Here is a 24972-nt window from a genome sequence, read left to right as displayed (position 1 = left end):
CTTCGAAATATTACTATCGCAATCTGTAATTTATTATGGCCACCATCCCTCCTTTGGCAGAACGTATGCGCCCGGCAAGTCTTGATGACTATGTTGGGCAGCAGCATTTGGTAGGCGCGGATGCGATACTGCGCAAAGCGATTGAAAGCGGAAACTTACCCTCTCTTATTTTGTGGGGTCCTCCGGGGGTGGGTAAAACCACTCTTGCTTTTATTATTGCCAATCAACTGACCCGTCCTTTTTTCAGTCTCAGCGCCATCAACTCAGGTGTTAAGGATATTCGGGAAGTAATTGACAAAGCGGCGAAGTTGAAGGAACAGAATGAGAATTTGCCCATCCTATTTATCGATGAAATTCACCGCTTTTCAAAATCTCAGCAGGACTCACTATTAGGTGCCGTAGAGCGCGGACTGGTTACTTTAATTGGTGCCACTACCGAGAATCCTTCGTTTGAAGTAATTTCCGCTTTGCTATCGCGATGTCAGGTTTATATTTTAAAGAATCTTGAAGAAGAGGACCTGCTGTTACTACTTAAAAAAGCGTTGCAGGAAGATAAGTATCTTCAAAAAAAGAAGGTTGACATTAAAGAACATGAAGCACTTTTGCGCTTGTCTGGCGGAGATGCTCGTAAGTTGCTGAATGTCTTGGAATTGGTGATCAATGCCGTTAACAAACCAGAGATTGCTATAGATAATGAGACCGTTCTGAAAAATGTTCAGCAGAACATGGCTCTCTACGATAAGGCGGGTGAACAGCATTATGATATTATCTCCGCATTCATCAAATCTATTCGTGGAAGCGACCCGAATGCAGCCGTTTATTGGCTGGCAAGGATGATAGCCGGAGGAGAAGATCCCTCATTTATCGCGCGCCGTTTGTTGATACTAGCATCCGAAGATGTTGGCAACGCCAACCCAAACGCCTTGCTTCTCGCTAACAACTGCTTCCAGGCTGTTAATGTCATCGGGTGGCCCGAATCGAGGATCATTTTATCCCAAACGGTAACATACCTGGCATCATCTCCGAAGAGCAACGCAAGTTACGAGGCCATCAGTAAAGCGGAGGATCTGGTTAAGCAGACTGGTGATCAGTCTGTGCCCTTGCATTTACGCAATGCCCCTACCAAGTTGATGAAAAACATAGGATACGGCAAGGAGTACCAATATTCTCATAGTTACGAGGGTAATTTTTCCGACCAGGAGTTCTTCCCGGAAAAACTCAGCGGCTCACTTCTTTATAATCCAGGGAGCAATGCAGCAGAAGAAAAGTTAAGAGAGCGACTAAGATCCTTGTGGAAGGGCAGATACAAGTACTGATACAGCGGATATAAGTGATTTTGCTTACATTCGAGCATGACAATAACTCTTATTCAGCACCAATGGAAAGCGTTTTGGCGTTCTAAGAATTCGGGGAAAAGTATCACAATCCGAATTGTGATGGCCGTTATAATACTTTACCTCTTTGCCAACCTCGTTTTAATCTCTTTTTTCCTTGATAAATTACTTACCAGCGTTTTTCCGGATCTCGACCTCATCACAGCCTTTGCCAGCTGTTTGCTTTATTATTTTCTAATCGATATCTTAATGAGGTTCCAGATGCAGGAACTTCCAACCCTTAGCGTCAAGCCATATCTTAGTCTCGACATAAAACGAAGTCAGATAATCAACTATCTCTCCCTAATATCCCTGACATCAGGTTTTAACTTCGCCCCCTTTGTTTTAACGCTTCCATTCCTGATAAAAGTCGTTTTACCGCAGGAAGGGTCAGCTGTTTTCTGGGGATTGCTTGTTTCTATTGCAGGACTAACAATTTTCAACCACTTTTTTAGTCTGTGGCTTAAACGCAAAATAAACCTGAACCCCTGGTGGATGCTGGGGTTCCTGGCGGTTATAGGGGTGCTCATTTTCTTTGATTTTTACCTGCATATTATTTCATTCTCAACAATATCTTTATTCATTTTTAGAGGAATAATAACGCAACCAGTCTTGGCTTTTATACCAGTACTTGGTGGGGTAACTATGTATCTGATCAATTACTATTTCCTGAAAAGCAACCTTTACCTGGATGAGCTGCATTCGGCCACGGCAACAAATAAGTCCAGTACCGATATACCCTTCCTGAATCATTTCGGTAGGCCGGGAGAACTGGTGGGTAATGAATTGAAATTGATCTTTAGAAATAAAAGGCCTAAGTCTGCAATCATGATGAGCTTTTTCTTCCTGTTCTATGGACTGATATTTTATAATAATCCATCGATGGGCACCGGATATGGTTCTGCCATCTTTTGCGGAATGTTTATGACCGGAGTTTTTATTATTAATTACGGACAGTTTATGTTTGGCTGGCAAAGCAGTCATTTCGACGGTTTGTTGTCGAATAAGATTAGTGTTGAAGATTTTTTTAAATCAAAATTCTTGCTGTTCACTATCTTTTCCACTGTTAATTTAATTCTGACCATTCCTTATGTATATTTTGGATGGAAGATCATACTCATCCATTTCATTATGTATTGCTGGAACTTAGGCGTTAACACGTTATTAGTTTTATATTTTGCTAACCGAAATTACAAGCGAATTGACTTGTCTAAAAGTGCATCATTTAATTGGGAAGGAGCCGGTGCCAGTCAATGGATATTATCTCTTCCATTGCTGATCAGTCCGTTTGTTATCTTTTATCCATTACAGTGGCTTGGGTACCCGGAAGCAGGATTGACAATATTAGGAGTGACAGGTTTAACCTTTATCATTACCAGGCAATATTGGCTGGGTAGGTTGGTAAAAATATTTAATGAAAAGCGTTATACCATTGCTGAAGGTTTTAGAAACGAATAAACATGATTGAGATACAAAGCTTAAAGAAAATATATAATGGGGTTACAGTTGTAAACGTTCCCCAATTGAGCATTCATAAAGGTGAGACCATCGGACTAGTTGGAAATAACGGTGCCGGAAAGACCACTCTTTTTCGAATGATGCTTGATTTGATCCGTGCAGATTCAGGTGAAGTTATTTCAAAAGAGAATAACGTAGCGCATACGGACAGTTGGAAAAACTACACAGCCGCTTATCTTGATGAAGGCTTTCTGATTGACTACCTGACGCCCGAGGAGTATTTTCATTTCATCGGGAGTCTGCATGACCTGAGCAAAGCAGAAGTAGATTGGGAGTTAATAAAGTTTACAGATTTCTTCAACGGTGAAATATTAAACAGGGGGAAATATATTCGGGACCTCTCTAAGGGTAACCAAAGTAAGGTGGGAGTGGTAGCCAGTATGATTCAAAATCCCGAGGTATTGATGCTTGATGAACCCTTTGCCAATATTGACCCAAGCACCCAGATCAGACTGAAGAATATGGTGAGAGAGATCAATCAGGCAAAACATATTACAACCATTATTTCCAGTCATGATCTGAATCATGTGACCGATGTATGCCAAAGAATCTTGTTAATGGAGAAAGGTAAGATCATTAAGGATATGGAAACCAATCAAAATACATTAGAAGAACTGGAAGAGTACTTTTCCGTTCTACAGTAAAACCTTTTTATATCAGAATATGAATTTAGATCTTACAGGAAAAAGAGCTTTGGTATGCGGCAGCAGCCAGGGTATAGGCAGAGCTGCAGCAATGGAACTGGCCCTTATGGGCGCCAGTATTACTTTGGTTGCACGTAATGAGGAAAGACTGAAAGAAGTCATTGAGCATCTTCCGGCCGATGATACTGAATCACATCATTATCTGGTTGTTGATTTCAGCTATCCGGATCAGCTAAAGCTTGTTCTGGATGAATATCTAAAAGATCATTCCATTGATATTTTGGTAAACAACACGGGCGGCCCTCCGGGCGGTCTGGCCATCGAGGCTGATCCTGAGGAATTTATAAGAGCATTTAACAGCCACCTGATCTGTAATCAGATACTGGCACAGGCTGTAAGTCCGGCTATGAAGAGAGAGGGCTTTGGTCGCATAATTAACATAATTTCTACTTCCGTCAAAACGCCGTTAGCGGGACTAGGCGTTTCCAATACGATTCGCGGCGCAGTTGCCAGCTGGGCGAAAACAATATCAGTGGAACTGGCACCTTTTGGAATAACGGTTAATAATGTATTGCCTGGATTTACTATGACCGGAAGGCTTGAATCCCTGATCAATTCTCGTGTAGAAAAGGAATCCCTAACCTTTGAACAAGTAAAACAACAAATGATCGAAGGAATCCCGGCGCGCCGAATTGGTGAAGCTGAAGAAGTTGCGGCAGCCATCGCCTTTCTGGCAAGCCCTGCTGCAGGTTACATAAATGGTATTAATTTACCAGTGGATGGGTGAAGGACTCCCACCTTGTAAACTAAAAACCAGGGAAAATAATTCAGTTAATTCGAGAGAAGCTGGGTGAGCGAGTATAAATCCAGTCTTTAAGAGAAGTTGAATGGGTATTCGCAATCATAAGGATTTCATTTCAATTTTTTAGAGATATGACTCCTGATTTATCGGCTGCTAAAGATCAAATCTATTCGTCCAGCCAAATCATCAGATTGGGGTATTTATAAGAATAATTCAGTTCTTCAATAATCCGGTTACTTGAGACGATCTTATAGTATCCCTCTTCTAAGATAAACCCGGGTGCCGGATTACCCAAAACTTCAGCCGCCTTCGTGTAAAATTCATGTTTAGCCGGATGTATCAGACTGCAAGCATTATATATCCCCTTCGCCTCCGACTTACCGATTAAAGAAAGCAGAATGCCAATTACATCATCCCGATGTATGAGATTTACTGGTGCTAGACCGTTCGGAATACTTGCTCTGTTTTTAAAGAACGTTCCCGGATGCCTCGCTGGTCCGACTAACCCAGCAGGCCGTAGTACACAAATTTGTTTATCCTGCAGAGCTAAAAACTGTTTTTCTACTTTCAACAATAGCTCGGCGGTAGGAGAGTCTGATTCGGTTATGGAACTCTCAGTAATTGCTGTGTTTGTGTCTCTATAAACTGAAGTAGAGCTAACCAGGATGATCTTCTTTACTCGTTGTTTAGCAGCGTTGCCAGTAATCAGATTGGCCATACTCTGATAGCTTGCTGCTCCTTCCGGAGCTTTACTCCGTGGCGGGATATTAACAATTAGTACATCGGAGTCTAACATCTCTTTAAGCACATCCAGATTCGCGTCAGGGAAATGTACTAAATAGGGGTCAATACCTATGTTTCCTAATATTTGGAGCCGTTCAAATGAGGTTGTGGATCCCTTAACATCATAGTTATTGATTACCAGCGCTTCAGCCAGAGGCAATCCAAGCCATCCGCATCCGATAACACTAATTGTTGGCCTTTTGTTCATTTTGTTTTTTATAAAAGTACAGCCTTTGTAATTGTTTTTAAATTTGGCATTAACATTGAATAAAACAATTCTAGAAAAAGGGAAAAAAACATGAAAACACTAAAAAACAAAATAGCTGCATTATCTCTAGCCGTTGCTACCTCAACGTTATTATTAGCAGGATGTAATTCATTGACTAAAACTCAGAAAGGCGCCGGAATCGGAGCAGCAGCGGGTGGTACTATTGGTGCTATCATTGGCAAAAAGGCGGGTAATACTGCAGTAGGCGCGATTATAGGCGGTGCCATTGGTGGTACAGCAGGTGCTTATATCGGTCGCCGTATGGATAAACAAGCTGCGGAAATTGAGCAAACTGTTCCTAATGCAGAAGTAATTCGCGAAGGCGAAGGAATTATTGTAAAATTTGATTCAGGTATTTTATTCGATTTCGATAAAGCAGCCTTGAAATCAAATGCCAAATCAAATATTGAAAACCTGGCTACAAGTCTGAAAAATAATCCAGAGACAAACATTTTAATTATTGGCCACACGGATGCAACCGGAGCAGATGCATATAATTTACGTCTTTCAGATCGTCGTGCTGAGGCTGTTAAAGCTTACGCCCTGGCTAATGGAATTAACGCTTCACGTTTAACAACTGAAGGTCGTGGTGAAACTGAGCCAATTGCTGATAACAGTACTGAATCTGGAAAAGCTTTAAACCGTCGGGTTGAAGTTGTTATTGTTGCAAATGATAAGTTAAAAGCTGAAGCGAAAACAGCAGCAAATTAAACGGGTTAAAACCTTATCACTATTAAAAGGATCACCTTCAACCAGGTGATCTTTTTTTGTTGGAAAAATTTCGGGCCACTTGCTTAGAGCGGAATCGGGGGATCCTTTTTTTTTTGGCTCCTCAGATACCTGCCGACAGTTCGGCAGGTTTTTGTAAAGGGAGAACCCTTATTATGTCAGCAATTTCTGGCTGGTCGTTTATAATTTAACCGTAAATTTTAATTCAAACCTGACTTCACTTCGTGATATTCATCCAGAAGTTTCGTTTATTTAATTGTCAACCCCTTAATTTAGCTGTATAGAGGCGTAGCAAATTACGTATTCTTGTTAAGTGCTTATTGATTGGTAAATATTAACTATAAACTTGTTACAAGAGCACTGCACATAATCAATCTCTTATTTGTTTATTTATAACATTCTGGTATCAATTTAGATAACCATATTACAATGGATTTAAAATCAGTAAAAGAAATGTTCAAAAAAATATATCTGGCTCTATTCTTATTTGCAGCGCTTGCCTGTCAGGCGGATCCGCGCGTCAAAGCCAACGTGGAAGGTTCCGCAAATTTGCAGCCTGACGCCCGGCAGGCGGTCGTAGCTAAAGAATTAGTTACCCTTTTAGAAAACTTCCATTATAAAAAAGTGAAGGTTGATGATAATTTTTCATCGGTGGTGTTCGATAAGTATTTAAAGGCTCTTGATCCCGGGAGAAGTTACTTTTTACAGAGTGACGTTAAGGACTTTGAGAAATTTCGTACCACCTTGGACGACGATCTTCGTGAGGGTGATCTAAGCGCCCCTTTTTATATTTTTAACGTTTATCAGAAGCGCTATACAGACAGGGTAAACTTTGCGTTAGCGCAAATTGATAAAAATTACAGCTTTACTTCCAACGAAAAGTATAACTATGACCGTGAAGATGCACCCTGGTTTGCAACCGCAGAAGAGGCGGATGACCTGTGGTCAAAGAGAGTAAAATATGAGTTGTTGAATCTTAAGATTAGTTCGGCTGATCCGGAAAAGAACAAGAAAACCCTTACAGAAAGATATAAAAGTCTTATTTCTCAATCTGCTAAATTCAACAACCAGGATGTTTTTCAAACGATAATGAATGCTTTTACCGAAACAGTTGATCCGCATACCAACTATTTCGTTCCTAATAAAGCTCAGGAGTTTAATGAAGATCTCGCCCGAACTTTTGAAGGAATTGGCGCCCGCTTACAATTAGAGAATGAAGTGGTTAAGGTTGCCGAGATAATACCAGGCGGACCTGCATTTAAAGCTAAGACACTGAACGTTAATGACCGGATAATTGCTGTCGCCCAGGGAAAAGACGGTGAATTTGTAGATGTAGTAGGCTGGAGGATTGATGTAACGGTTACAAAGATCAAAGGTCCGAAAGGAACAATCGTGCGGCTGAAAGTGATCCCTGCTGGACAGGAGCTATCCGCCACACCTAAGATAGTTCAGTTAGTTCGTGATAAAGTAATTTTAGAAGAGCAGTCAGCTAAAAAGACGATCAAGACAGTCACTTCAAACGGTAAAACCTATAAAGTCGGAATCATTGACATACCAGCTTTTTATGCCGATTTTAAAGCAATGCAGGCTGGTGACCGTAATTATAAGAGCACTACCCGTGATGTAAACCGTTTACTTGATACCTTAAAACAACAAAATGTGGATGCGGTGGTAATAGACCTTCGCAGTAATGGCGGCGGGTCCTTGCCCGAGGCAATCAGCTTGACTGGCTTATTCATTAAAACAGGACCTGTAGTTCAGGTTCGTGATGCACGTAACCGGATTGATATCGACGAGGACAAAGATCCTACTATTGCATGGGCTGGTCCCCTGGGAGTAATTGTAGATCGTTTTAGTGCCTCCGCATCTGAGATATTTGCTGGCGCTATACAGGATTACGGTCGCGGTGTAGTAATTGGAACCCAAACCTACGGCAAGGGTACCGTTCAGCAGGGTATAGATATGTCAAGAGTGATTGGTACCGCCGAGAAGATCAAATTGATGGCATCCGCTAAAGAAAAAGATTTAAAAGGTGCCGGACCAACAAGTTCAGAAGCGCCGGAATTTGGTCAGATTAATTTAACAATGGCAAAATTCTATCGCATTAATGGGAGCAGTACACAGCATAAGGGAGTAATTCCTGATATTCAGTTTCCGATGATTTTCCCTGCCGATAAGTATGGAGAAAGTTCTGAGCCTACCGCGTTGCCATGGGATACCATTAAGCCTAGTAGCTATGTGCCGGTTAATGACCTGGCACCGGTAAAACGCCAGCTCATTGCTATGCACGAAAAACGTATGGTGAACTCTGTTGAATTCAAAAACTTAAAATACGATATCGAACAATTTAAAAAACGTGATGCGGAGACTTCCGTAACATTGAATGAAATGCAGCTGAAAAAAGAGAGAGACGAACAGGAAGCCGCTAACCTTGCCCGTGAAAACGCAAGCCGGAAAGCACATGGTCTGCCGCCTTTGAAGAAAGGTGAAGTACGTCCGAAGGATGATATCGACTTCATGAGAGATGAAACCCTCAACATAATGGCCAATTTTATAGAGCTAAAAAAATAAACTAAACCCGGCTTGGCCGGGTTTTTTGTTTTAAACCAAATAGCTGAAATCAGGTTCTCCTAATATGTCAGCCAAACCACTCCTAGAATTTAATGATCGCGGTATCTTCTGTGCAGCCGGAAATTTTTATATTGATCCCTGGCGCCCTGTTAAGTATGCTGTTATCACCCATGCCCATTCCGACCATGCCAAATGGGGACACCAAAACTATCTTGCCCATACTCTTTCCCGAGAGGTTTTAAAGTACCGCTTGGGTGATATCAATCTCGAAACAGTTGAGTATGGAGACACCATTACCAAAAATGGCGTTCAAATATCTTTCCATCCTGCCGGCCATGTAATTGGTTCCGCTCAGATCCGGGTCGAATGTAAGGGAGAGGTTTGGGTTGTCTCAGGCGATTATAAATTAGAAGACGATGGAGTTTGCCAGCCTTTCGAACCCGTCAAATGTCATTCCTTTATTTCCGAATGTACCTTTGGAATGCCGGTTTATAAATGGAGGTCACAAGCGGAAATATTCAATGGCATTAATAATTGGTGGCGGCAGAATGTAGATGAAGGCAAAACAACTGTGCTGGTCGGCTACTCACTAGGCAAAGCGCAGCGCATTCTGCAGGGGCTCGATCTCTCAATCGGCAACGTCTACACCCATGGGGTTATTGAGAATACTAACGAAGCTCTCCGGAGAAATGGTGTTTTATTAAATGATACAATCCGGGTAACTCAAGAAACTAACCGTGACGATATGCGCAAAGGTTTGATTCTTTGTCCACCGTCCTCGATGGGCACTCCCTGGATGCGAAAATTCTACCCGTATAGCTTTGGTTATTGTTCTGGCTGGATGGCGTTGCGGGGCGCCAAACGTAGAAGAGCCGCTGATCGTGGATTTGTATTATCAGATCATGCCGACTGGGATGGCTTGATCCAGGCAATAAAAGCGACTGAATGCGATACCGTTTACTTAACTCACGGTTATACAGCAACATTTTCGAGATACCTCGCGGAGATAGGCTATGATGCTCACGAAGCCCATACCCTGTACGGCGGCGACGAAGTTGATGAACTTGATCATGATCCGGTTAAGCTGGTCAATGAGCAAGGTGAGGTGATTGATCAAACAGAAGATCCAACTGCAACGGAAATTCCGATTGAAGAAAGCCAACCCCCTTCTATGCAACCCGTTAAACGTCAATTATCTGATGCTGAAAAGTCACTGGCTTTGAAAAAGGCAAAAAAGGCAGGAGGAGCATTATGAGGTCATTTGCGCAACTGTTTAGTTCACTGGATGAGACTAATAAAACCAATGAAAAGGTTCGGGTTCTGAAAGAATACTTTTCACAAGTTCCCGATGAAGATAAAATTCAAACGCTTGCCTTATTTACCGGCCGAAAACCTAAGCGGCAGATAAATGCCACACTGGTAAAAACCTGGGCTATGGAGATGGCCAATATACCCGCATGGTTATTTGATGAAAGTTATCACGTAGTCGGCGATCTTGGCGAAACGATAGCACTTCTCTTACCCAAATCTGAACAGACACAAAATAAATCTTTATCAGAGTGGATTGCGGAAATTAATTCTCTGAACACCTTTACTGAAGATCAGAAAAAGGAATGGCTTTTATCATCCTGGAGTTCTATGGATCAGCAGGAGCGATTCGTCTTCAACAAGATCTTAACAGGCAGCTTCCGCGTAGGTGTTTCCCAAAGCCTCATCATCAAAGCGCTTTCAGAGATCTCGGGACATAAGCCTCAGGTGCTCACGCACCGGATCATGGGTAACTGGGATCCTGCATCTTTCAATTACTCGCATCTAATGCAGGAAGAAGATGGCTCTGAAGATATTTCAAGGCCCTATCCTTTTTACCTGGCCTATGCCATACAGGAAACCTCCGATCAGGCGAAAAGCGCAGACGAGGTCAGCCAAGTTCTTGGCGACACTGCTAACTGGCAGGCCGAGTGGAAGTGGGATGGGATCCGTGCTCAGGCAATACAACGGGACGGCGAGATCTTTGTCTGGAGCAGGGGTGAGGATCTTTCGACAGATAAATTTCCGGAGCTCCACCCATTTTTGTTAGAACTCCCGAATGGAACTGTTCTGGACGGAGAAGCAATCTGCTTTAGCGACAACTGCCCGATGCCCTTCAATGTACTGCAAACAAGAATAGGCCGTAAAAATCTCACCAAAAAGATCCTCGAAGAAAGCCCGATGGCGTTTATAGCTTACGACTGCCTGGAACATGAGGGAAATGATATCCGGGAATTACCTTTGATGGAAAGACGTGCAATTTTAGAAGAACTGCATCAAAAGAGCAGCTACAAACAGGTTTTCAGATTGTCGCCTGTTGTAGATTTTAACTCATGGGAAGAACTGTATGAAATGCGGCTGCGGTCACGAGATGAACATGCAGAAGGTTTCATGCTTAAAAAGCTTGACTCGCCATACCTTGTTGGTCGTAAACGAGGTGACTGGTGGAAATGGAAAGTAGATCCTTTATCAATTGATGCGGTGATGATCTATGCACAGAAGGGTCATGGACGCAGGGCAGATCTATATACCGATTACACCTTTGCCGTTTGGGATCAGGACAAGCTTGTCCCATTTGCCAAGGCATACTCCGGCTTAACCGATAAAGAAATCAACCAGGTTGATTATTTTGTGAAACGCAATACGCTTGAGAAGTTTGGCCCGGTACGCACCGTAAAGCCAGAACTGGTTTTTGAGATTGGCTTCGAAGGAATCAATAAGTCAACCCGACATAAGTCAGGAGTGGCTTTACGTTTCCCAAGAATATTAAGGTGGCGACAAGACAAAAAAATCGAAGATGCAGATACTATTGAAACCCTAAAGGAATTTCTTCAGTGAGTAATCAGTCAGACGTGGATGGGCATACTAGTAATGGAGAGCTAAAGCCGAACTGTTTAGAACTGAAGAACATAGCTTGGAAGTTAATAATTTTGCCATTCTATATACAAAAAAAGCTTTGACTCTTTAGTTATTCTACATGAGCAGCATAGCTTAATGGCTTACACCGATTAATGAATTTGATAAATGACTAAAGGTCAGCAGATAATTTCTGAATGGTTTAATACAAGGAACTGGGAACAATTCCCCTTTCAAAAGGAGATGGAAGAAGCCTTTTTGAAGGGTTATTCGGGGTTACTAAATGCTCCTACCGGAAGCGGGAAAACCTTTGCCATGTTTCTGCCATTCATAGCTGCTTATATCAATGAGCATCCTGATGATTACCAAATACGGAAAAACAACGGACTTCAGCTGCTGTGGATCACTCCCCTGCGTGCCTTAACCAACGATATCCGTAAAGCTATGCAGACGGTAGTTGATGATCTTGGTTTGCCCTGGAAAGTTGCCACACGTACCGGCGATACCACCGCTAAGGAAAAAGCAGAGTTAAAAAGACGACAGCCGGAAGTTCTGCTGACGACGCCGGAGAGTCTGCACATCATGCTGGCCACTAAAGATTACCCCAAGCTTTTTGAGAACCTTCACGCCATTGTTATTGATGAATGGCATGAGTTGCTCGGCACCAAGCGAGGCGTGCAGCTAGAGCTGGGCGTGTCGAGAGTAAAGAGCCTCACCCCAGCCCTCTCCAAAGGAGAGGGAGCAGCACCCTCAGAAGTAACCACGCACCCCCGCGGTGGGACTCTTAGAATTTGGGGAATCTCTGCAACGATTGGAAATCTGGAGCAGGCTGCTGAAGTGCTACTGGGTAATGATTTTTCGAAAGATCAGATAAAACTTGTTAGGGCGAACATTGGCAAAAAGATCATTATTGAATCGGTTATACCGGAAAACATTGAAAATTTCTCCTGGGCCGGGCATTTAGGAATTAAGCTATTGCCACAGGTGATTGACATTGTGGAACAGAGTAAAACCACGCTCATCTTCACAAACACACGTTCGCAAACCGAGATATGGTACCAGGGTATCCTGGATAAGTATCCGGAATATGCCGGGATTATTGCCATGCATCACGGATCGCTGGATAACGAATTGCGTAATTGGGTTGAGGAGGCTTTACACCAGGAGATGCTCAAGATCGTGGTCTGTACTTCCAGCCTGGATCTGGGAGTGGATTTCAGGCCGGTTGATACAGTAATCCAGATTGGAAGTCCTAAAGGCGTTGCCCGTTTTATGCAACGCGCGGGCCGGAGTGGTCACCATCCCGGGGCTACCTCTAAAGCATGGTTTGTACCGACACACTCTTTGGAACTGTTAGAGGGTGCCGCGTTAAAGCAGGCAATTACCGACGGCATCTTTGAGAGCCGCGATCCGATTGTTTTGGCCATGGATGTGTTGATGCAGTACCTGGTTACATTGGCTGTATCTGATGGCTTTCTTCCGGAGGTGATCTTCAAAGAACTAAAAACTACTTACGCATTCGCCGATCTGGAAAGGCGGGATTTTCAACAGATACTCGAATTCATAACGCAGGGCGGAAAAACCCTGTCGGCTTATGATGAGTTTCTGAAAGTTGAAGTTGAGAATGGCGTATACAAGGTGAATAACCGGCGGGTGGCCATGCGACACCGGCTCAGCATGGGGACTATCGTAGGGGATGTAAGTATGCGGGTAAAATTTTTGACAGGCGGAAACCTGGGTTCAATCGAAGAGTCGTTTATAAGCAAATTGAAAATTGGGGATAATTTCTACTTTGCCGGGCGCAGCCTGGAGTTAGTGAAGATCAAGGATATGACAGCCTTTGTTCGTAAGTCAGCGAAAAAGAAAGGGATGGTCCCCAGTTGGATGGGTGGCCGAATTCCGCTTTCATCACAGCTCTCAGCAACGTTCAGGACAAAGCTGGATGAAGTGGCCCAGGGAAAGCAAACTGACGTGGAGATAGTCGCCTTGAAGCCATTATTCGATTTGCAGGCCCAACTTTCACATATTCCCCGTAAGTCCGAGTTTCTGATTGAGAAATATACTTCGCGAGATGGTCATCATTTATTCTTTTATCCTTTTGAGGGAAGATTAGTGCACGAAGGCATGGCCTCTATCTTTGCTTACCGGATCTCGAAAATCAAAAAGGCAAATTTCTCTATTGCTATGAATGATTATGGCTTCGAACTCCTGACTGAAGATGAGGTCATGCTGGAGAAAGCCCTGGAAAATGATCTATTCTCTATAGATAATTTACTCGATGATATTCAACAAAGCTTAAACGCCACAGAGATGGCCCGCCGACGCTTCAGAGACATTGCCCATATTGCAGGCTTGGTGTTTACGGGTTTCCCCGGAAAAGCAATGAAGAACAGGCATCTCCAGGCTTCTACATCTTTATTGTTTGAGGTTTTTAGTGAATATGAAAGTGATAATGTCCTGGTGCGGCAAGCATATCACGAAGCACTTCAGTTTCAGCTTGAGGAATTCCGGCTGCGGGCTGCTTTACAGCGCATTCAAAAACTAAAGGTGGTGATCTGCGAAAGCGATCAGCCAACACCTTTTGCTTTCCCTATTTTGGTTGATGGATTAAGCAGAGAGAAACTGATTACTGAGTCACTCGAAGACAGGGTGGCAAAGATGAGTATGAAGTATCAGAAATCGTCACTGCTTAAATAACGGAACTGGGAGTCTCTGCCAAGTTGAATAAAATTCTAAAAGGCTTTCGCTTTCCCGGTAAAAGGCTTCAGGCTTTTAAAAAAAGAAGTCAATTCAGGTTTTGACACCAAGGTGGTTGCATACACGGTGGGTTTTTCTATGGGAGGATATAAAATCATTGAGTTTCATAAATTTCTGTCTCAGCCGGTGTTTCAGTTTTTCCCTTAACTGTTTCCGCAAATTGGTGAACGTGCAAGGGCACTCTTAATTCAACCAGATATGAGTGATCTTCGGATTCTATTTTAAGCTGATGCTCATGGGGATATAGCAACTGCAATCTTTTTCTGACGTTTGTTAAGCCTATCCCGTTGAGCCCATTTGAAGATTGAATATTATCAGGTTTACTGTTGCTGATACGGAAATCAAGAAAGTCATCCTCAATGTTTATGTGAATTCTAATCCATGGACGTTCCAGCATTTTACTGCTGCCATGCTTGAAACTGTTTTCAACAAAAGGAATTAATAATAAAGGGGAGACAAGCTTGTTTTCAGAGTCGCCCGTTATATTAACTTTTAGGTCCAGCCGTTGACCATAGCGTACTTTTTCTAAGCCGATGTAGTCGTTAATCATTTCAATTTCTTTTTTCAGCGGAACGAGTTCCGCTTCACAATCATAGGTCATGTATTTGATTGTATGAGAAAGTTTCAACACCAGACCGGCAGCTATTTTGGGATTATTTAAGGTAAAGGAGTAAATATTATTAAGCGTGTTGAACAAAAAGTGAGGATGAACCTGGGCTTTTAACAAATGGAGCTCGGCATTGCTGGTTTCCTGAATAAGGCTTGCCTTTTCTTCTAATTTCTGATAATAGCCTTTGAGTGTATTGATGGTTAAAAAGAATCCAAGCACAACAACAGAGCCATCGGTAATAAATGACCGGGCAGAATTTAAAATGAAAAGTGACAGTTGAGGATCGCTGGTTGCTCCATAGAAGGAACGGAAATTCTGGATATACCATAAACGGTATAGGAAAAAGGAAAAGGTAAGTAGAGTGAGAGTAAGCGTTAGGCTGATGAATTGAAGAGGTTTTTGCTTATTGAGATACTCGGGTACCAAATAATAAACAATGGAATAACAGTACACTACATTTTGAACAAGGTCTAAGGATCGATAGGCTAGACCGAGAAGTAACTTTTCGGTTGTAATTTCTCCGCGAATAACACCATATACCAGCAAATCCCATATAACCGGAAACAGATACCAGGCCAGCCAAAAAGCAATATGCCTTAGGTATTTTGCTGGAGCTTTATTTGAAAATATAAAATCATTCAGCTTCATAACTTATAGCCTGTTTGTTATCGGGTGCTGGAATGTTATTTTTTATTATTTTATTGCTCTTAAATAAAGGGAAGGCAATCCTAAGGCCGGTTGATTCTACTTCTTTACGAGCTTGTAATACAAATTCACCTGAAAAGAAAGAGGTATTCAATTTGTTAAGAACATCCTGAACAATCTTGTGCCAGTCTGAGGTAATGGAAGTCTGCTTATCTGTCGAATAGAGATCTAATTTTACCACTAACTGCGAACTCTGTGTTGGCATGTGAAAAATTACCCGGCAAGCCCTGCAATTATTTCGATTTAACAGTTTGCGAGTGTCCTGTACGAATGTCAAGATTAGCATTGGAACGACATACTTATTCTGGATATCGCCTTCGGTAAAAAGCCGAATCTCTAAGGAGTTTTGTTTGGCCTTACTAAGAGAAATAAAATCCTCGACTACTGTCAATTCCTTTTCTAATGGCACCAGCTCCGAATCTCCCTCGTAAAGAGTGTAACTTAAAATTTCAGACAACTGTAACACCATATCAGGGGCATACTGTGGCTTATTTAAAATTTGCTGGTAAATGTTATCTAAAGTTTCTGAAAGAAAAGCAGGATGAATTCGGGCTTTTTGAAAAGTCAACTCAGCATTTAACTTTTTTCTGGTTAATTCGAGGTTTTCTTTTCCCTGATGGTACCTGCTTTTGGCTAATTTTATGCCCACAGCAAGTACGGCAATGGTGTATGCCCATAACGTATTTGTTATACTCAAATCCCATGCGGTAAATGGAAGTTTTGTTACCTCATAATAGGTAACATAATCAAGGAAGAGTTCTCCAAAAAATCGATTGATATATAATTCCAGACCATAGAGTAAAAGGAGAATTACTCCATAGAAGAGATACCTTTTCTTCTTGAGAAGGGCAGGCAGAAAAACATAAATGAACAGATAAACTGACAGAATACAGGAAGGTAAAAAGCAAAGTAAATTGACCAATGCATTTCTATACGGTTCAAATTCCCTGAGATCTTTAAAGTCTGACGCGGCGATACTCTGCAGCCAGAAATAAACGCTGTAAACACTCCAAAACACCAGGTGCCGTGTGACCCGATGGACGGTTTTGTTGGAGAATATGAATTCATAGGCAGTCATTCCTGATCTTTTATTTTGCCGTAGTTTTTAAAGCTTTTAGTACTTCATGATGATACATTCGACCAATAGGTAATTCTTTTTCGCCGATTTGAATGTCATCAGCTGTGAATGAATCAATTTTATTTAAGCCCACCAGGTAAGAGCGGTGAATCCGAAGAAACTGAGATGACGGAAGCATGTCTTCAAGGGCCGAAATGGCTTGCTTGGTAATAATCTGTTTGGTGGTCGTGTAAACCTTTATGTAATCTTTAAGACTTTCCACATAAAGAATATCATCCAAATACACCTTTACCATTTTTCGGTCGGTACGGAAATAAATAAAGTTTTCAGGTTGGTTATTTTGACTATCGAACTGAGTAGAACCCGAAGACGATATTTGAACAGATGTTTGAAGAATTTTATTTACCGCTTTCAGAAATCGTTCAAAAGAAATTGGTTTTAATAGGTAGTCGACAGCATCCAGTTCAAATCCCTCTACTGCAAATTTTCTATAAGCAGTTGTAAAGATCACTTTAGGCGGATTCTTTAAAGTTCTGACAAAGTCTGTTCCCAGCAATTGCGGCATTTGTATATCGAGAAACAGTAGATCTACAGCGGTGTGCTTGAGCATGCTTAAAGCTTCTACGGCGTTCGAGCAGGTTGCGCTAAGTTCCAGATCATCCACCGCCTGGATATAATTTACCAATACGTCAATGGCCGGCGGTTCGTCGTCTACAATAAGGCACCTTATTTTTTGACTCCCAGGCATGGTATGAAGGTTTCCAGAGAGGTAACGCCATCTGCGATTGTGGGATCTGGCTGGTTTGAGAAGTGAGCAGTTACGACAGATAGAACCTCAGTATAAATTTACATATCGCATTTGTAAAAAATCTATTTTTAGCCAGTTAATAGCCGTTTTACAGGTTATCGCAAACGAATTGCCTTTTTTGTCGACGAACGGCATTAGTCCTACCATTAGGGGTATGTAGCCATACTTAGAAGCATTCAGGCTAATAAAGAATTTGCCGGTTTGGTCTTCATTTACCTTAGCCTAAACTTCCTTAAGAGATGAAAGAAGGGGGCCAAATAATTGAACAATTAAACCGCAAAGTCATGAAAGCATTAATTAATCTATTGATTGCCGGATGTCTGTTTTCAGTAAACGATTTATCCGCTCAACAAACAAAAGACGAAATGTTACCTGTGGTAACTATTACTGCAACAGGTACTAACGTAAGCGAAAAAGTTCGCAAGGCGTTTGCAAGATCTTTCAAAAACGCCAGTGAAATGCGTTGGTATGAAGCTAACAAAAATTACCTGGTCAAATTCATCCAGGATGATCAGGAGCACAACGTACTGTACAGAAAAAATGGCAGCCCAATTTATCACATAACCTATGGTTATGAGAAAAACCTTCCGAGACCCACCCGCAATTTGGTAAAGTCAAGATATGAAGATTTCAGAGTTGCCAGGGTTTTTAATATAAAGCAAGACAGAAGAGATGTTTGGATTGTGAATCTAGAGAATAAGGATTATATGGTACTTAGCCGGATAGAAGACAATATATTAAACGAAGTAAAACGATCAAAAAACGTTTCCACTGCTGAAATCAATGCAACCGCGAAACAATGATGATCGCCTGTTGAGGCATTTTGTTGCCCGGACTCGAAACTGCGTTGTACGGGTTACCCCGCACGGGATATTGACCAACAAAAAATACCCTTTGGTCTGCTCTCCTTTTGCTCATGTTCGTGTCAGGCCGTCAATTTGACGGCCTGACACGAACATGTTACGAACCAGACCAAACCAATGTAACTCTGAAAACTCAGGTGTGCCGAATGGATTACGCTTTATGTATCTGACTTTCAAATGAAATGCCGGTTAAGGGAAAGCACTAAAAAAACAACGTCCCTTGATCGGTTTTTCATCTGCTCGCTCAAATGCACCCTATTTTCTCAGCAGGAGCGTCATAAACTCCATCATTCCCGACGGATATAAGCCAAGCCATAAAATGTAAAATGTGATCAGCGACAAGGCTATACTACTGGCTATATAGAATCCGGGATGAGCCTTCTTCTCCACCATTTCTGTACTCGCTTTCCCCGAAAACATCATGGTAATGATCCGCAAATAGTAATAAAGGCCGAACACGCTGCTCAGGACAAGCACAATTGCGCTTAGCCATAATCCGCCCTGCAGACCGGCTGCGAGAACATAAAACTTGCCGATGAATCCAACAGTAAGCGGGATTCCGGCTAGAGAGAGGAGAGCGCCGGTAAAAATACAAGCCAGCACCGGGTGTTGCCAAAAGAGCGCTTTATAATTATCAATTTCTTCAGCATCAGAAGCGGTTACCGATAAGATCGTTACTATTCCAAAAGCAGTTAGTGTAGTGAGGAAATAAGCCAGCAAGTAAAAACTAATTGCTTCCAGACTCATTGCACTGCCGGGAATAAATGCGACCAGTAAATAGCCGAAGTGGGCGATAGAAGAATAAGCAAGTATTCGCTTCACATTTTTTTGCCTTAGGGCTAACAGATTGCCAATGATCATGGACGCGATAGCAATTACAGTCATGATAGTCATGATCTCGGGGAAATCAAATCCTTCAATGGAGTTGAAGAATCTAAATAGAACTGCGAACATGCCACCCTTAGATGCTGTAGCGATAAAAGCAGTTACCGGAGCAGGTGCTCCCTGGTAAATGTCGGCCGTCCACATATGAAAAGGCACTATAGCTAGCTTGAAACCAACCCCGACGAGTATCATACCTAAACCGGTTATGAAAACGGAAGGAATAGTATCATGATTTTGCAGAACTTTTCCAATTTCAGTAAAGTTCATGGTGCCACTTTCGAGGTAGATTAGGGCCATCCCGAACAGGAGAAAAGCAGACGAGAAGGCAGCAAGCACCAGATATTTAACTCCGGCTTCAATGCTATAGTGGCGGCCTCGTAAATATGCTATCAGGGCATATAATCCCACTGTTAAAATTTCAAGGCCAAGGAATAATGAAACGAAATGATTGCTCACCGCAAGTACACAGGATCCTAACGTGCATAGAAAGAGCAACACGTAATATTCCTTTGGGCTTTCTTCTTTCTCATCAAAATAAACATAGGATAGAATATTTACAATCAGGCTTGAGAAAATGATCAGGCCCATAATAAAAGCGGAAAATCCATCAAAAACTAACAAGGGATGTATGGTATAAGGAAGAATATGTGAACTGTATATCAAGGAATAAAAAGCGAGGACGAACAGCAAAAGACTGCTTAACTGGATCACACGATGACTTAGCTTGACTGCTATCAGCAACATAATAAGCACAGACGATCCGGCAAGAATAAGAAAAGGGTTCAGTGCGTAAAAATCATTCGCTGACATAGATCTCCTTTCTTTTTCCAGTCTGTTTTAAAGATTTTGCAGGTATTAATATCCTCTGCGATGTTTCCGTTTTGCTCTCAGGGACAAAAATCTGTTCTAAGCTGTTAATTGTTAGTTTAGCGGTGTTTATCAAAGGTTGAGGATATATACCCAGCCAGATAATTGAAACCGTAAGCACCGAAAGAACTGATAGTTCTCTAAGATTGAGATCATTTGTTGGCTGTGCTTGTTCTACCGGTCCAAAGAATACTTTCTGCATGATGCGCAAAGAATAGATGGCGGAGAAGATCAGGCCGAGTGTAGCAAAGACAGTGAGCCAGACATTTACTTTAAATGCACCCAACAACACCAGGAATTCGGCTATAAAGTTTCCAAGTCCGGGTAATCCTAATGAAGCCATGGCAAACAACATTCCCATAAAACCCAGATTTGGCATTTGGCTCCAGAGTCCGCCCATGGAGTTAATATTCCTGGTATGAAGTCGTTCTTTTAAAATTCCTGCAATAATGAACAATGCCCCGGTGCTGATGGCGTGAGTTACTAGTTGCAGAACAACACCCTGTAACGCCAGCTCATTGAACGCGAAAATTCCGAGTACCACAAAGCCCATGTGGCTGACGCTGGTATAAGCAACCAAACGTTTGAGGTCGCTTTGCGAGAAAGCGAGTATGGCGCCATAGATAATTCCAATTACCCCGAGAAGCATAAGCCAGGGTGCAAACGTAGCTGCGGCCTGGGGGAATAAAGGAAGCGCAAACCGGATGATACCATATGCTCCAGTTTTAAGAAGGAGGGCTGCCAGTATCAAACTTCCTGCAGTTGGGGCCTCACTATGTGCATCTGGTAGCCAGGAGTGAAAAGGAACGAGGGGGAGCTTAACTACGAAAGCTATTAGGAAGCCAAGCATCAGCCAGTTGGCGATTCTTTCCGGCATGACTGTGCCGAGAAGTTCAAAGTAGTTGTAGGTGTATACACCAGTATTGCGCCCGTGGATAAAAAACAAGCCAAGTATAGCCAGGAACATCAGCAAGCCACTGGCCTGCGTGAAAATAAAGAATTTATATGCTGCATACACCCGGTTTTCACTTCCCCAAATGCCTATCAGGAAATACATGGGGATGAGCATGACTTCCCAAAAGAAGTAGAAGAGGAAAAGATCCATCGCCATGAACACTCCTGAGATTCCCGCAAGTATCCAGAGCAAATTAAAGTGATAAAAGCCAACGCGTTCTTTGATATCACTCCATGAACAAAGTACGGCAAGTATTCCGATAAAGAATGTCAGGGTGAGCAATATCAAGCTGAGCCCATCAATTGCCAAGTGAAAGGTGATTCCAAAGGAAGGAATCCATTCTTCTTTGAAGTCAACAAGCCAGGTGTTAGCAGAGTTATATTGTTCGATCCATAAGGAGACCAGTCCGAGGAAGCCGGCTAACAGCGTGAACAGACTGATCCACCGGGGCAAGGTTTTATTCCATTGTCCGAGCATCAGGGAAACAAGTCCTCCGCCCATTAGAATAGCGATTAGCCAGACCAGGATCATAGCATTATTTGAATGGTTAAAATAAGTATTGCGCCTACTATCAAACCCATCACGTACCATCTTAAAGAGCCAGATTGTGTTAGGGAAAGCCAGCGGTAAAAAGTTGAGGAAACAGATGTGATTCCACTATATAAATTATCTATAATATCATGCTTGTTTATCCGGGATATGTAGACTACGGGCCTTACGAGCAGAAGATCATATGCTTTGTCAAATCTCCACCCTGAATGCCAGAATCTAAAAAGGTTGTTGAACGTGCGATTTGTTTTTAAGCCAGCAAGCCGCGCGGGTTGGCGATGATAAAAAAAGTAGGCAATAGCAATTCCAGAGAGGGTTGCAAGCGCAGCGATAAGCTGAAATACCCATTCAGGACTTTCGGTAGTTCCTAATGCAGTGGCCGGCAGTACAGGCTGCAACAAATCGGAAAAAAGAGTGAGGTGCCCGAAGTTATGGGGAAGTTCAATAAAGCCGCCGAAGAGGGCGAAAAAAGCAAGGACGACTAAGGGGATCGTCATTAAATTTCCGGGCGTATGGCTGATCGCAGTTTTACTTTCTCCCCAAAAAGTCAGGATCATCATTCTGGTGGTATATGCTGCGGTTATGAAGGCACCCAGAAGTGCCAGCAGCCACAACCATACATTTCCGTCCTCTGCTGCCCATGCGTACCATAGTATCTGGTCTTTGCTATAAAATCCTGCACTAACGAGTGGCAGTGCAGCCAGGGATGCAGAACCAATGAGAAAGGTCCAGAATATGACAGGCAGTTTATCTTTCAGTCCGCCCATTTTAAACATATTATGTTCGTGATGCAGGGCTTCAATCACTGCTCCAGCCGCAAGGAATAGTAAGGCCTTAAAAAAAGCATGGATCACAAAGTGAAAGATGGCCGCACTATATGCTCCAACACCCAATGCCAGGAACATATAACCGATTTGGCTGATAGTTGAGTAAGCCAGGACCCGTTTAATGTCGTACTGTGTCAGAGCACTGAAGCCCGCAATGAATAAGGTGGCAGCCCCGATCACAGCAACGGTGGTTTGGGCTACCGGGGAAAGTTCAAAAAGTACATGCATCCTGGCGATCAGGTAAACTCCGGCGGTGACCATGGTTGCCGCATGTATCAGCGCACTCACCGGCGAAGGCCCGGCCATTGCATCGGGCAGCCATGTTTGCAAGGGTAACTGGGCTGACTTTCCCAGGCCTCCTGCTAGTAGTAGTAACGCGACAATGGTAACACCTGAAGAACCGGTACTCCATGATTCGGGGGCATTACTCAAGATATCTGGAATGGCCAATGTGCCGAACTGGTAAAAAAGCAAAAACAGTCCGATGGCCATGGCGGTATCTCCGATACGGGTTATGATGAAAGCTTTGCGGGCTGCATAGCCATTTGCGTGGCTTTCATACCAAAAGCCAATAAGCAGGTAGCTGCATAAACCCACGCCTTCCCATCCCAGGTATAGCAGCAATAAGTTCTCTGCAAGAACGAGCATCAGCATAGAGAAAACGAAAAGGTTCATGCAAGCGAAGAACCGCGAGTAGTCTCTATCAGCAGCCATGAAACCTGCAGAATAGATATGTATCAACGCCCCAATGACGGTGATTACAAAGATGAATACCAGCGAGAGCGCATCGATGTATAAAGAGATAGTTGGTTTAAAATTACCCACTTCAAACCAGGTCCAAATTGTCTGTGATATTATCCCTGTCTGGGGAGGGCTTGAAAGGAAGTTGTAGCCAATTACAAGCGTTACTATTGCAGAAAGGCAGACGCTACCAGCCCCCGCAAAAGCAACGGCGCCTTTTGACATTCGATTACCCGCAAGTATGAGGAGCAGTGCTCCTGCAAGCGGTAATGCTGGAATAAGCCAAAGTAGATCTTCCATGTTTTTCACATTGTTCAATGCATTTGCCGGATGGATTACTCGTTGTTTTATTACCCGTTCATTTCCTTAAGTCTGTCTATATCCAGTGATTGATGCTGATGATAAACCTGTAGTATTAATGCTAAACCAACGGAAACCTCCGCTGCTGCCATAGCCAGTATGAATATAAACATGATCTGTCCATCAGGCTGTCCCCATTTAGCACCTGCGGCTATGAATGCGAGCCCTGAAGCATTCAGCATTATTTCTACAGAAAGCAACATGAAGATGATGTTCTTCCGTATGATGACTCCTGCGATACCGAGCATGAATAGTATCGCCGCCAGGATCATGACCATATTAATCGATATAGCATTCATACAGGTTCTTTTTCTTGTAAAAATCTATGCAGTACCACTTTTTTATGCTGCCCAATATGAGCCGCCCCAACCACTCCAGCCATCAGCAGCATAGCTGCCAGTTCTACTCCGATCAGGTAAGGTTGAAATAGAGCAATCGCGACCACTTTTGGTTCTACAGCCTGCTCAGTACTATAAACATCGAAATCCTGCGTGGTGAGCAGAAAACACAACTCAAGTAAAAGCACCAGTGACAAGGCCGCAGGGCCCAGCCAAACTTTAGGTTTCAGCCATTTCTGCTCCTGCTCCGCCGTTTCCTTACCCAGGTTCAACAACATGATCACAAAAATGAACAACACCATAATTGCACCGGCATAGATGATCACTTCCAGTAGGGCGGCGAAAGCTGCGCCCAATAAATAGAAGATCATCGCCAGTGATAGCAACGAAACCACCAGGTATAGCAGCGCGTGCACGGGGTTATAGCGGGTGATCACCAGCAGGGTAGAAAGAATAGCGATGAAAGCGGTGATGTAGAATGCAATAGTCATAGGCGCGGTATTAATATTTCATGGCAACAAACTATGTACATCAACCGGCGGCTCTTCATTATCACCTTCTCCCTTCCCCTTTACTCCCGCAGCGAGACCGGCAACTTTGTAATAATTATATCCGGGGTATTTACCCTGGCTGTTAATTAACAAGTCTTCTTTTTCGTATACCAGGTTCTGGCGGCTGTATTCGGCCATTTCAAAATCGGGTATCAACTGGATAGCATATGTCGGACAGGCTTCCTCGCAATAACCGCAAAAAATGCAGCGGGAGAAGTTTATCCGGAAAAATGCGGGATAGCGCCGGCCATTTTCGTCTTCAGTCGCTTGTAAAGCTATACAGTCGACCGGGCAGGCAGCAGCACACAAGTAACAGCCAACGCAGCGCTCACCCATGTCCGGATCACGGGTTAATACGATTCTTCCCCGGTAACGTGGGCGTAAACGAACCTTTTCCTCCGGATACTGGATCGTTTCCCGTTTATGAAACATATGCATAAACGTAAGTCCCATAGTTCTTAATAAACTAAACATCTCTTTCTGGTTTACATTGATACCTTGTCTTTG

At 42.9% G+C, this 24972-nt stretch carries 20 protein-coding genes; 10 read left to right on the top strand and 10 right to left on the bottom strand.

Annotated elements, in window-relative coordinates; all coding sequences use genetic code 11:
• Positions 1–35: 35 nt before the first annotated feature.
• The 4 genes from AC1MCB_RS14965 to AC1MCB_RS14950 are packed head-to-tail and all read left to right on the top strand — an operon-like array spanning position 36 to position 4322.
• On the top strand, positions 36–1316 hold the full coding sequence (locus AC1MCB_RS14965; RefSeq protein ID WP_479965513.1) for a replication-associated recombination protein A: 1281 nt from the start codon (positions 36–38) through the stop codon (positions 1314–1316).
• 36 nt (positions 1317–1352) lie between these two features.
• Positions 1353–2831 (top strand): DUF5687 family protein, encoded by a 1479-nt coding sequence (locus AC1MCB_RS14960; RefSeq protein ID WP_479965512.1) that lies wholly within the window; start codon positions 1353–1355, stop codon positions 2829–2831.
• Between the two features lie 2 nt (positions 2832–2833).
• A complete protein-coding gene (locus AC1MCB_RS14955; protein ID WP_479965511.1) occupies positions 2834–3535 on the top strand; it encodes an ABC transporter ATP-binding protein in 702 nt (233 codons plus the stop codon).
• 19 nt (positions 3536–3554) lie between these two features.
• Positions 3555–4322: an SDR family oxidoreductase gene (locus AC1MCB_RS14950; RefSeq protein WP_479965510.1), complete on the top strand. Its 768-nt coding sequence runs from the start codon at positions 3555–3557 to the stop codon at positions 4320–4322.
• A gap of 181 nt (positions 4323–4503) precedes the next feature.
• Here AC1MCB_RS14950 and AC1MCB_RS14945 read toward each other — a convergent pair whose 3' ends face one another.
• Positions 4504–5328 carry a Rossmann-fold NAD(P)-binding domain-containing protein gene (locus tag AC1MCB_RS14945; protein ID WP_479965509.1) on the bottom strand — a complete coding sequence of 275 codons (825 nt, stop codon included), beginning with the start codon at positions 5326–5328 and terminating at the stop codon, positions 4504–4506.
• A 90-nt stretch (positions 5329–5418) separates the two neighbouring features.
• On the opposite strand from AC1MCB_RS14945, the gene AC1MCB_RS14940 reads away from it, so the two are divergent.
• The 5 genes from AC1MCB_RS14940 (at position 5419) to AC1MCB_RS14920 (ending at position 14268) form a co-directional block, all read left to right on the top strand.
• Positions 5419–6099, top strand: a complete 681-nt coding sequence (locus AC1MCB_RS14940) for a YiaD family glycine zipper/OmpA-like lipoprotein (RefSeq protein WP_479965508.1) — start codon at positions 5419–5421, stop codon at positions 6097–6099.
• A gap of 471 nt (positions 6100–6570) precedes the next feature.
• The gene (locus AC1MCB_RS14935; RefSeq protein WP_479965507.1) at positions 6571–8688 is read left to right on the top strand and encodes a carboxy terminal-processing peptidase; all 2118 of its coding nucleotides are present in this window, start codon (positions 6571–6573) and stop codon (positions 8686–8688) included.
• Positions 8689–8752: 64 nt separating this feature from the next.
• Positions 8753–9943, top strand: a complete 1191-nt coding sequence (locus tag AC1MCB_RS14930; RefSeq protein ID WP_479965506.1) for a ligase-associated DNA damage response exonuclease — start codon at positions 8753–8755, stop codon at positions 9941–9943.
• Positions 9940–11553: an ATP-dependent DNA ligase gene (locus AC1MCB_RS14925; RefSeq protein ID WP_479965505.1), complete on the top strand. Its 1614-nt coding sequence runs from the start codon at positions 9940–9942 to the stop codon at positions 11551–11553. Before AC1MCB_RS14930 ends, AC1MCB_RS14925 begins: the two co-directional genes overlap by 4 nt.
• A 186-nt stretch (positions 11554–11739) precedes the next feature.
• A complete protein-coding gene (locus AC1MCB_RS14920; RefSeq protein ID WP_479965504.1) occupies positions 11740–14268 on the top strand; it encodes a ligase-associated DNA damage response DEXH box helicase in 2529 nt (842 codons plus the stop codon).
• 154 nt (positions 14269–14422) lie between these two features.
• Here AC1MCB_RS14920 and AC1MCB_RS14915 read toward each other — a convergent pair whose 3' ends face one another.
• Genes AC1MCB_RS14915 through AC1MCB_RS14905 form a run of 3 tightly spaced genes read right to left on the bottom strand, consistent with a single transcriptional unit; the run spans position 14423 to position 17469 of the window.
• A complete protein-coding gene (locus AC1MCB_RS14915; protein ID WP_479965503.1) occupies positions 14423–15586 on the bottom strand; it encodes a sensor histidine kinase in 1164 nt (387 codons plus the stop codon).
• Positions 15573–16721 (bottom strand): histidine kinase, encoded by a 1149-nt coding sequence (locus AC1MCB_RS14910; protein WP_479965502.1) that lies wholly within the window; start codon positions 16719–16721, stop codon positions 15573–15575. The genes AC1MCB_RS14915 and AC1MCB_RS14910 overlap by 14 nt, the downstream gene beginning before the upstream one ends.
• Before the next feature lie 10 nt (positions 16722–16731).
• Positions 16732–17469 (bottom strand): LytR/AlgR family response regulator transcription factor, encoded by a 738-nt coding sequence (locus tag AC1MCB_RS14905; protein ID WP_479965501.1) that lies wholly within the window; start codon positions 17467–17469, stop codon positions 16732–16734.
• Between the two features lie 344 nt (positions 17470–17813).
• Between AC1MCB_RS14905 and AC1MCB_RS14900 the strand changes: the two genes are divergently transcribed.
• The gene (locus AC1MCB_RS14900) at positions 17814–18332 is read left to right on the top strand and encodes a hypothetical protein (RefSeq protein ID WP_479965500.1); all 519 of its coding nucleotides are present in this window, start codon (positions 17814–17816) and stop codon (positions 18330–18332) included.
• A 315-nt stretch (positions 18333–18647) separates the two neighbouring features.
• Here AC1MCB_RS14900 and AC1MCB_RS14895 read toward each other — a convergent pair whose 3' ends face one another.
• Genes AC1MCB_RS14895 through nuoI form a run of 6 tightly spaced genes read right to left on the bottom strand, consistent with a single transcriptional unit; the run spans position 18648 to position 24939 of the window.
• A complete protein-coding gene (locus AC1MCB_RS14895) occupies positions 18648–20087 on the bottom strand; it encodes an NADH-quinone oxidoreductase subunit N (protein WP_479965499.1) in 1440 nt (479 codons plus the stop codon).
• Positions 20074–21630, bottom strand: coding sequence for an NADH-quinone oxidoreductase subunit M (gene nuoM, locus AC1MCB_RS14890; protein WP_479965498.1), 1557 nt, complete (start codon positions 21628–21630; stop codon positions 20074–20076). The genes AC1MCB_RS14895 and nuoM overlap by 14 nt, the downstream gene beginning before the upstream one ends.
• Positions 21627–23516, bottom strand: a complete 1890-nt coding sequence (gene nuoL, locus AC1MCB_RS14885; protein ID WP_479965497.1) for an NADH-quinone oxidoreductase subunit L — start codon at positions 23514–23516, stop codon at positions 21627–21629. Before nuoL ends, nuoM begins: the two co-directional genes overlap by 4 nt.
• Positions 23517–23566: 50 nt before the next feature.
• Positions 23567–23875, bottom strand: coding sequence for an NADH-quinone oxidoreductase subunit NuoK (gene nuoK / locus AC1MCB_RS14880; RefSeq protein WP_479965496.1), 309 nt, complete (start codon positions 23873–23875; stop codon positions 23567–23569).
• Positions 23872–24405, bottom strand: a complete 534-nt coding sequence (gene nuoJ, locus AC1MCB_RS14875; RefSeq protein WP_479965495.1) for an NADH-quinone oxidoreductase subunit J — start codon at positions 24403–24405, stop codon at positions 23872–23874. The genes nuoK and nuoJ overlap by 4 nt, the downstream gene beginning before the upstream one ends.
• Positions 24406–24423: 18 nt before the next feature.
• Complete coding sequence (gene nuoI / locus AC1MCB_RS14870) at positions 24424–24939, bottom strand: NADH-quinone oxidoreductase subunit NuoI (RefSeq protein WP_479965494.1); 516 nt, start codon at positions 24937–24939, stop codon at positions 24424–24426.
• Positions 24940–24972: the final 33 nt, after the last annotated feature.

This window comes from Daejeonella sp. AP26 (assembly GCF_056680515.1).
This window is presented reverse-complemented; position numbering and strand designations above follow the sequence as displayed.

Coding starts and splice junctions, on each gene's coding strand:
- AC1MCB_RS14925 (WP_479965505.1), top strand. CDS start 9,940: ATGAGGTCATTTGCGCAACTGTTTAGTTCACTGGATGAGACTAATAAA.
- AC1MCB_RS14940 (WP_479965508.1), top strand. CDS start 5,419: ATGAAAACACTAAAAAACAAAATAGCTGCATTATCTCTAGCCGTTGCT.
- AC1MCB_RS14950 (WP_479965510.1), top strand. CDS start 3,555: ATGAATTTAGATCTTACAGGAAAAAGAGCTTTGGTATGCGGCAGCAGC.
- nuoK (WP_479965496.1), bottom strand. CDS start 23,875: ATGAATGCTATATCGATTAATATGGTCATGATCCTGGCGGCGATACTA.
- nuoJ (WP_479965495.1), bottom strand. CDS start 24,405: ATGACTATTGCATTCTACATCACCGCTTTCATCGCTATTCTTTCTACC.
- AC1MCB_RS14915 (WP_479965503.1), bottom strand. CDS start 15,586: ATGAAGCTGAATGATTTTATATTTTCAAATAAAGCTCCAGCAAAATAC.
- AC1MCB_RS14910 (WP_479965502.1), bottom strand. CDS start 16,721: ATGACTGCCTATGAATTCATATTCTCCAACAAAACCGTCCATCGGGTC.
- AC1MCB_RS14930 (WP_479965506.1), top strand. CDS start 8,753: ATGTCAGCCAAACCACTCCTAGAATTTAATGATCGCGGTATCTTCTGT.
- AC1MCB_RS14960 (WP_479965512.1), top strand. CDS start 1,353: ATGACAATAACTCTTATTCAGCACCAATGGAAAGCGTTTTGGCGTTCT.
- AC1MCB_RS14920 (WP_479965504.1), top strand. CDS start 11,740: ATGACTAAAGGTCAGCAGATAATTTCTGAATGGTTTAATACAAGGAAC.
- AC1MCB_RS14965 (WP_479965513.1), top strand. CDS start 36: ATGGCCACCATCCCTCCTTTGGCAGAACGTATGCGCCCGGCAAGTCTT.
- AC1MCB_RS14905 (WP_479965501.1), bottom strand. CDS start 17,469: ATGCCTGGGAGTCAAAAAATAAGGTGCCTTATTGTAGACGACGAACCG.
- AC1MCB_RS14945 (WP_479965509.1), bottom strand. CDS start 5,328: ATGAACAAAAGGCCAACAATTAGTGTTATCGGATGCGGATGGCTTGGA.
- AC1MCB_RS14900 (WP_479965500.1), top strand. CDS start 17,814: ATGAAAGCATTAATTAATCTATTGATTGCCGGATGTCTGTTTTCAGTA.
- nuoM (WP_479965498.1), bottom strand. CDS start 21,630: ATGATCCTGGTCTGGCTAATCGCTATTCTAATGGGCGGAGGACTTGTT.
- nuoL (WP_479965497.1), bottom strand. CDS start 23,516: ATGGAAGATCTACTTTGGCTTATTCCAGCATTACCGCTTGCAGGAGCA.
- AC1MCB_RS14895 (WP_479965499.1), bottom strand. CDS start 20,087: ATGTCAGCGAATGATTTTTACGCACTGAACCCTTTTCTTATTCTTGCC.
- AC1MCB_RS14955 (WP_479965511.1), top strand. CDS start 2,834: ATGATTGAGATACAAAGCTTAAAGAAAATATATAATGGGGTTACAGTT.
- AC1MCB_RS14935 (WP_479965507.1), top strand. CDS start 6,571: ATGTTCAAAAAAATATATCTGGCTCTATTCTTATTTGCAGCGCTTGCC.
- nuoI (WP_479965494.1), bottom strand. CDS start 24,939: ATGTTTAGTTTATTAAGAACTATGGGACTTACGTTTATGCATATGTTT.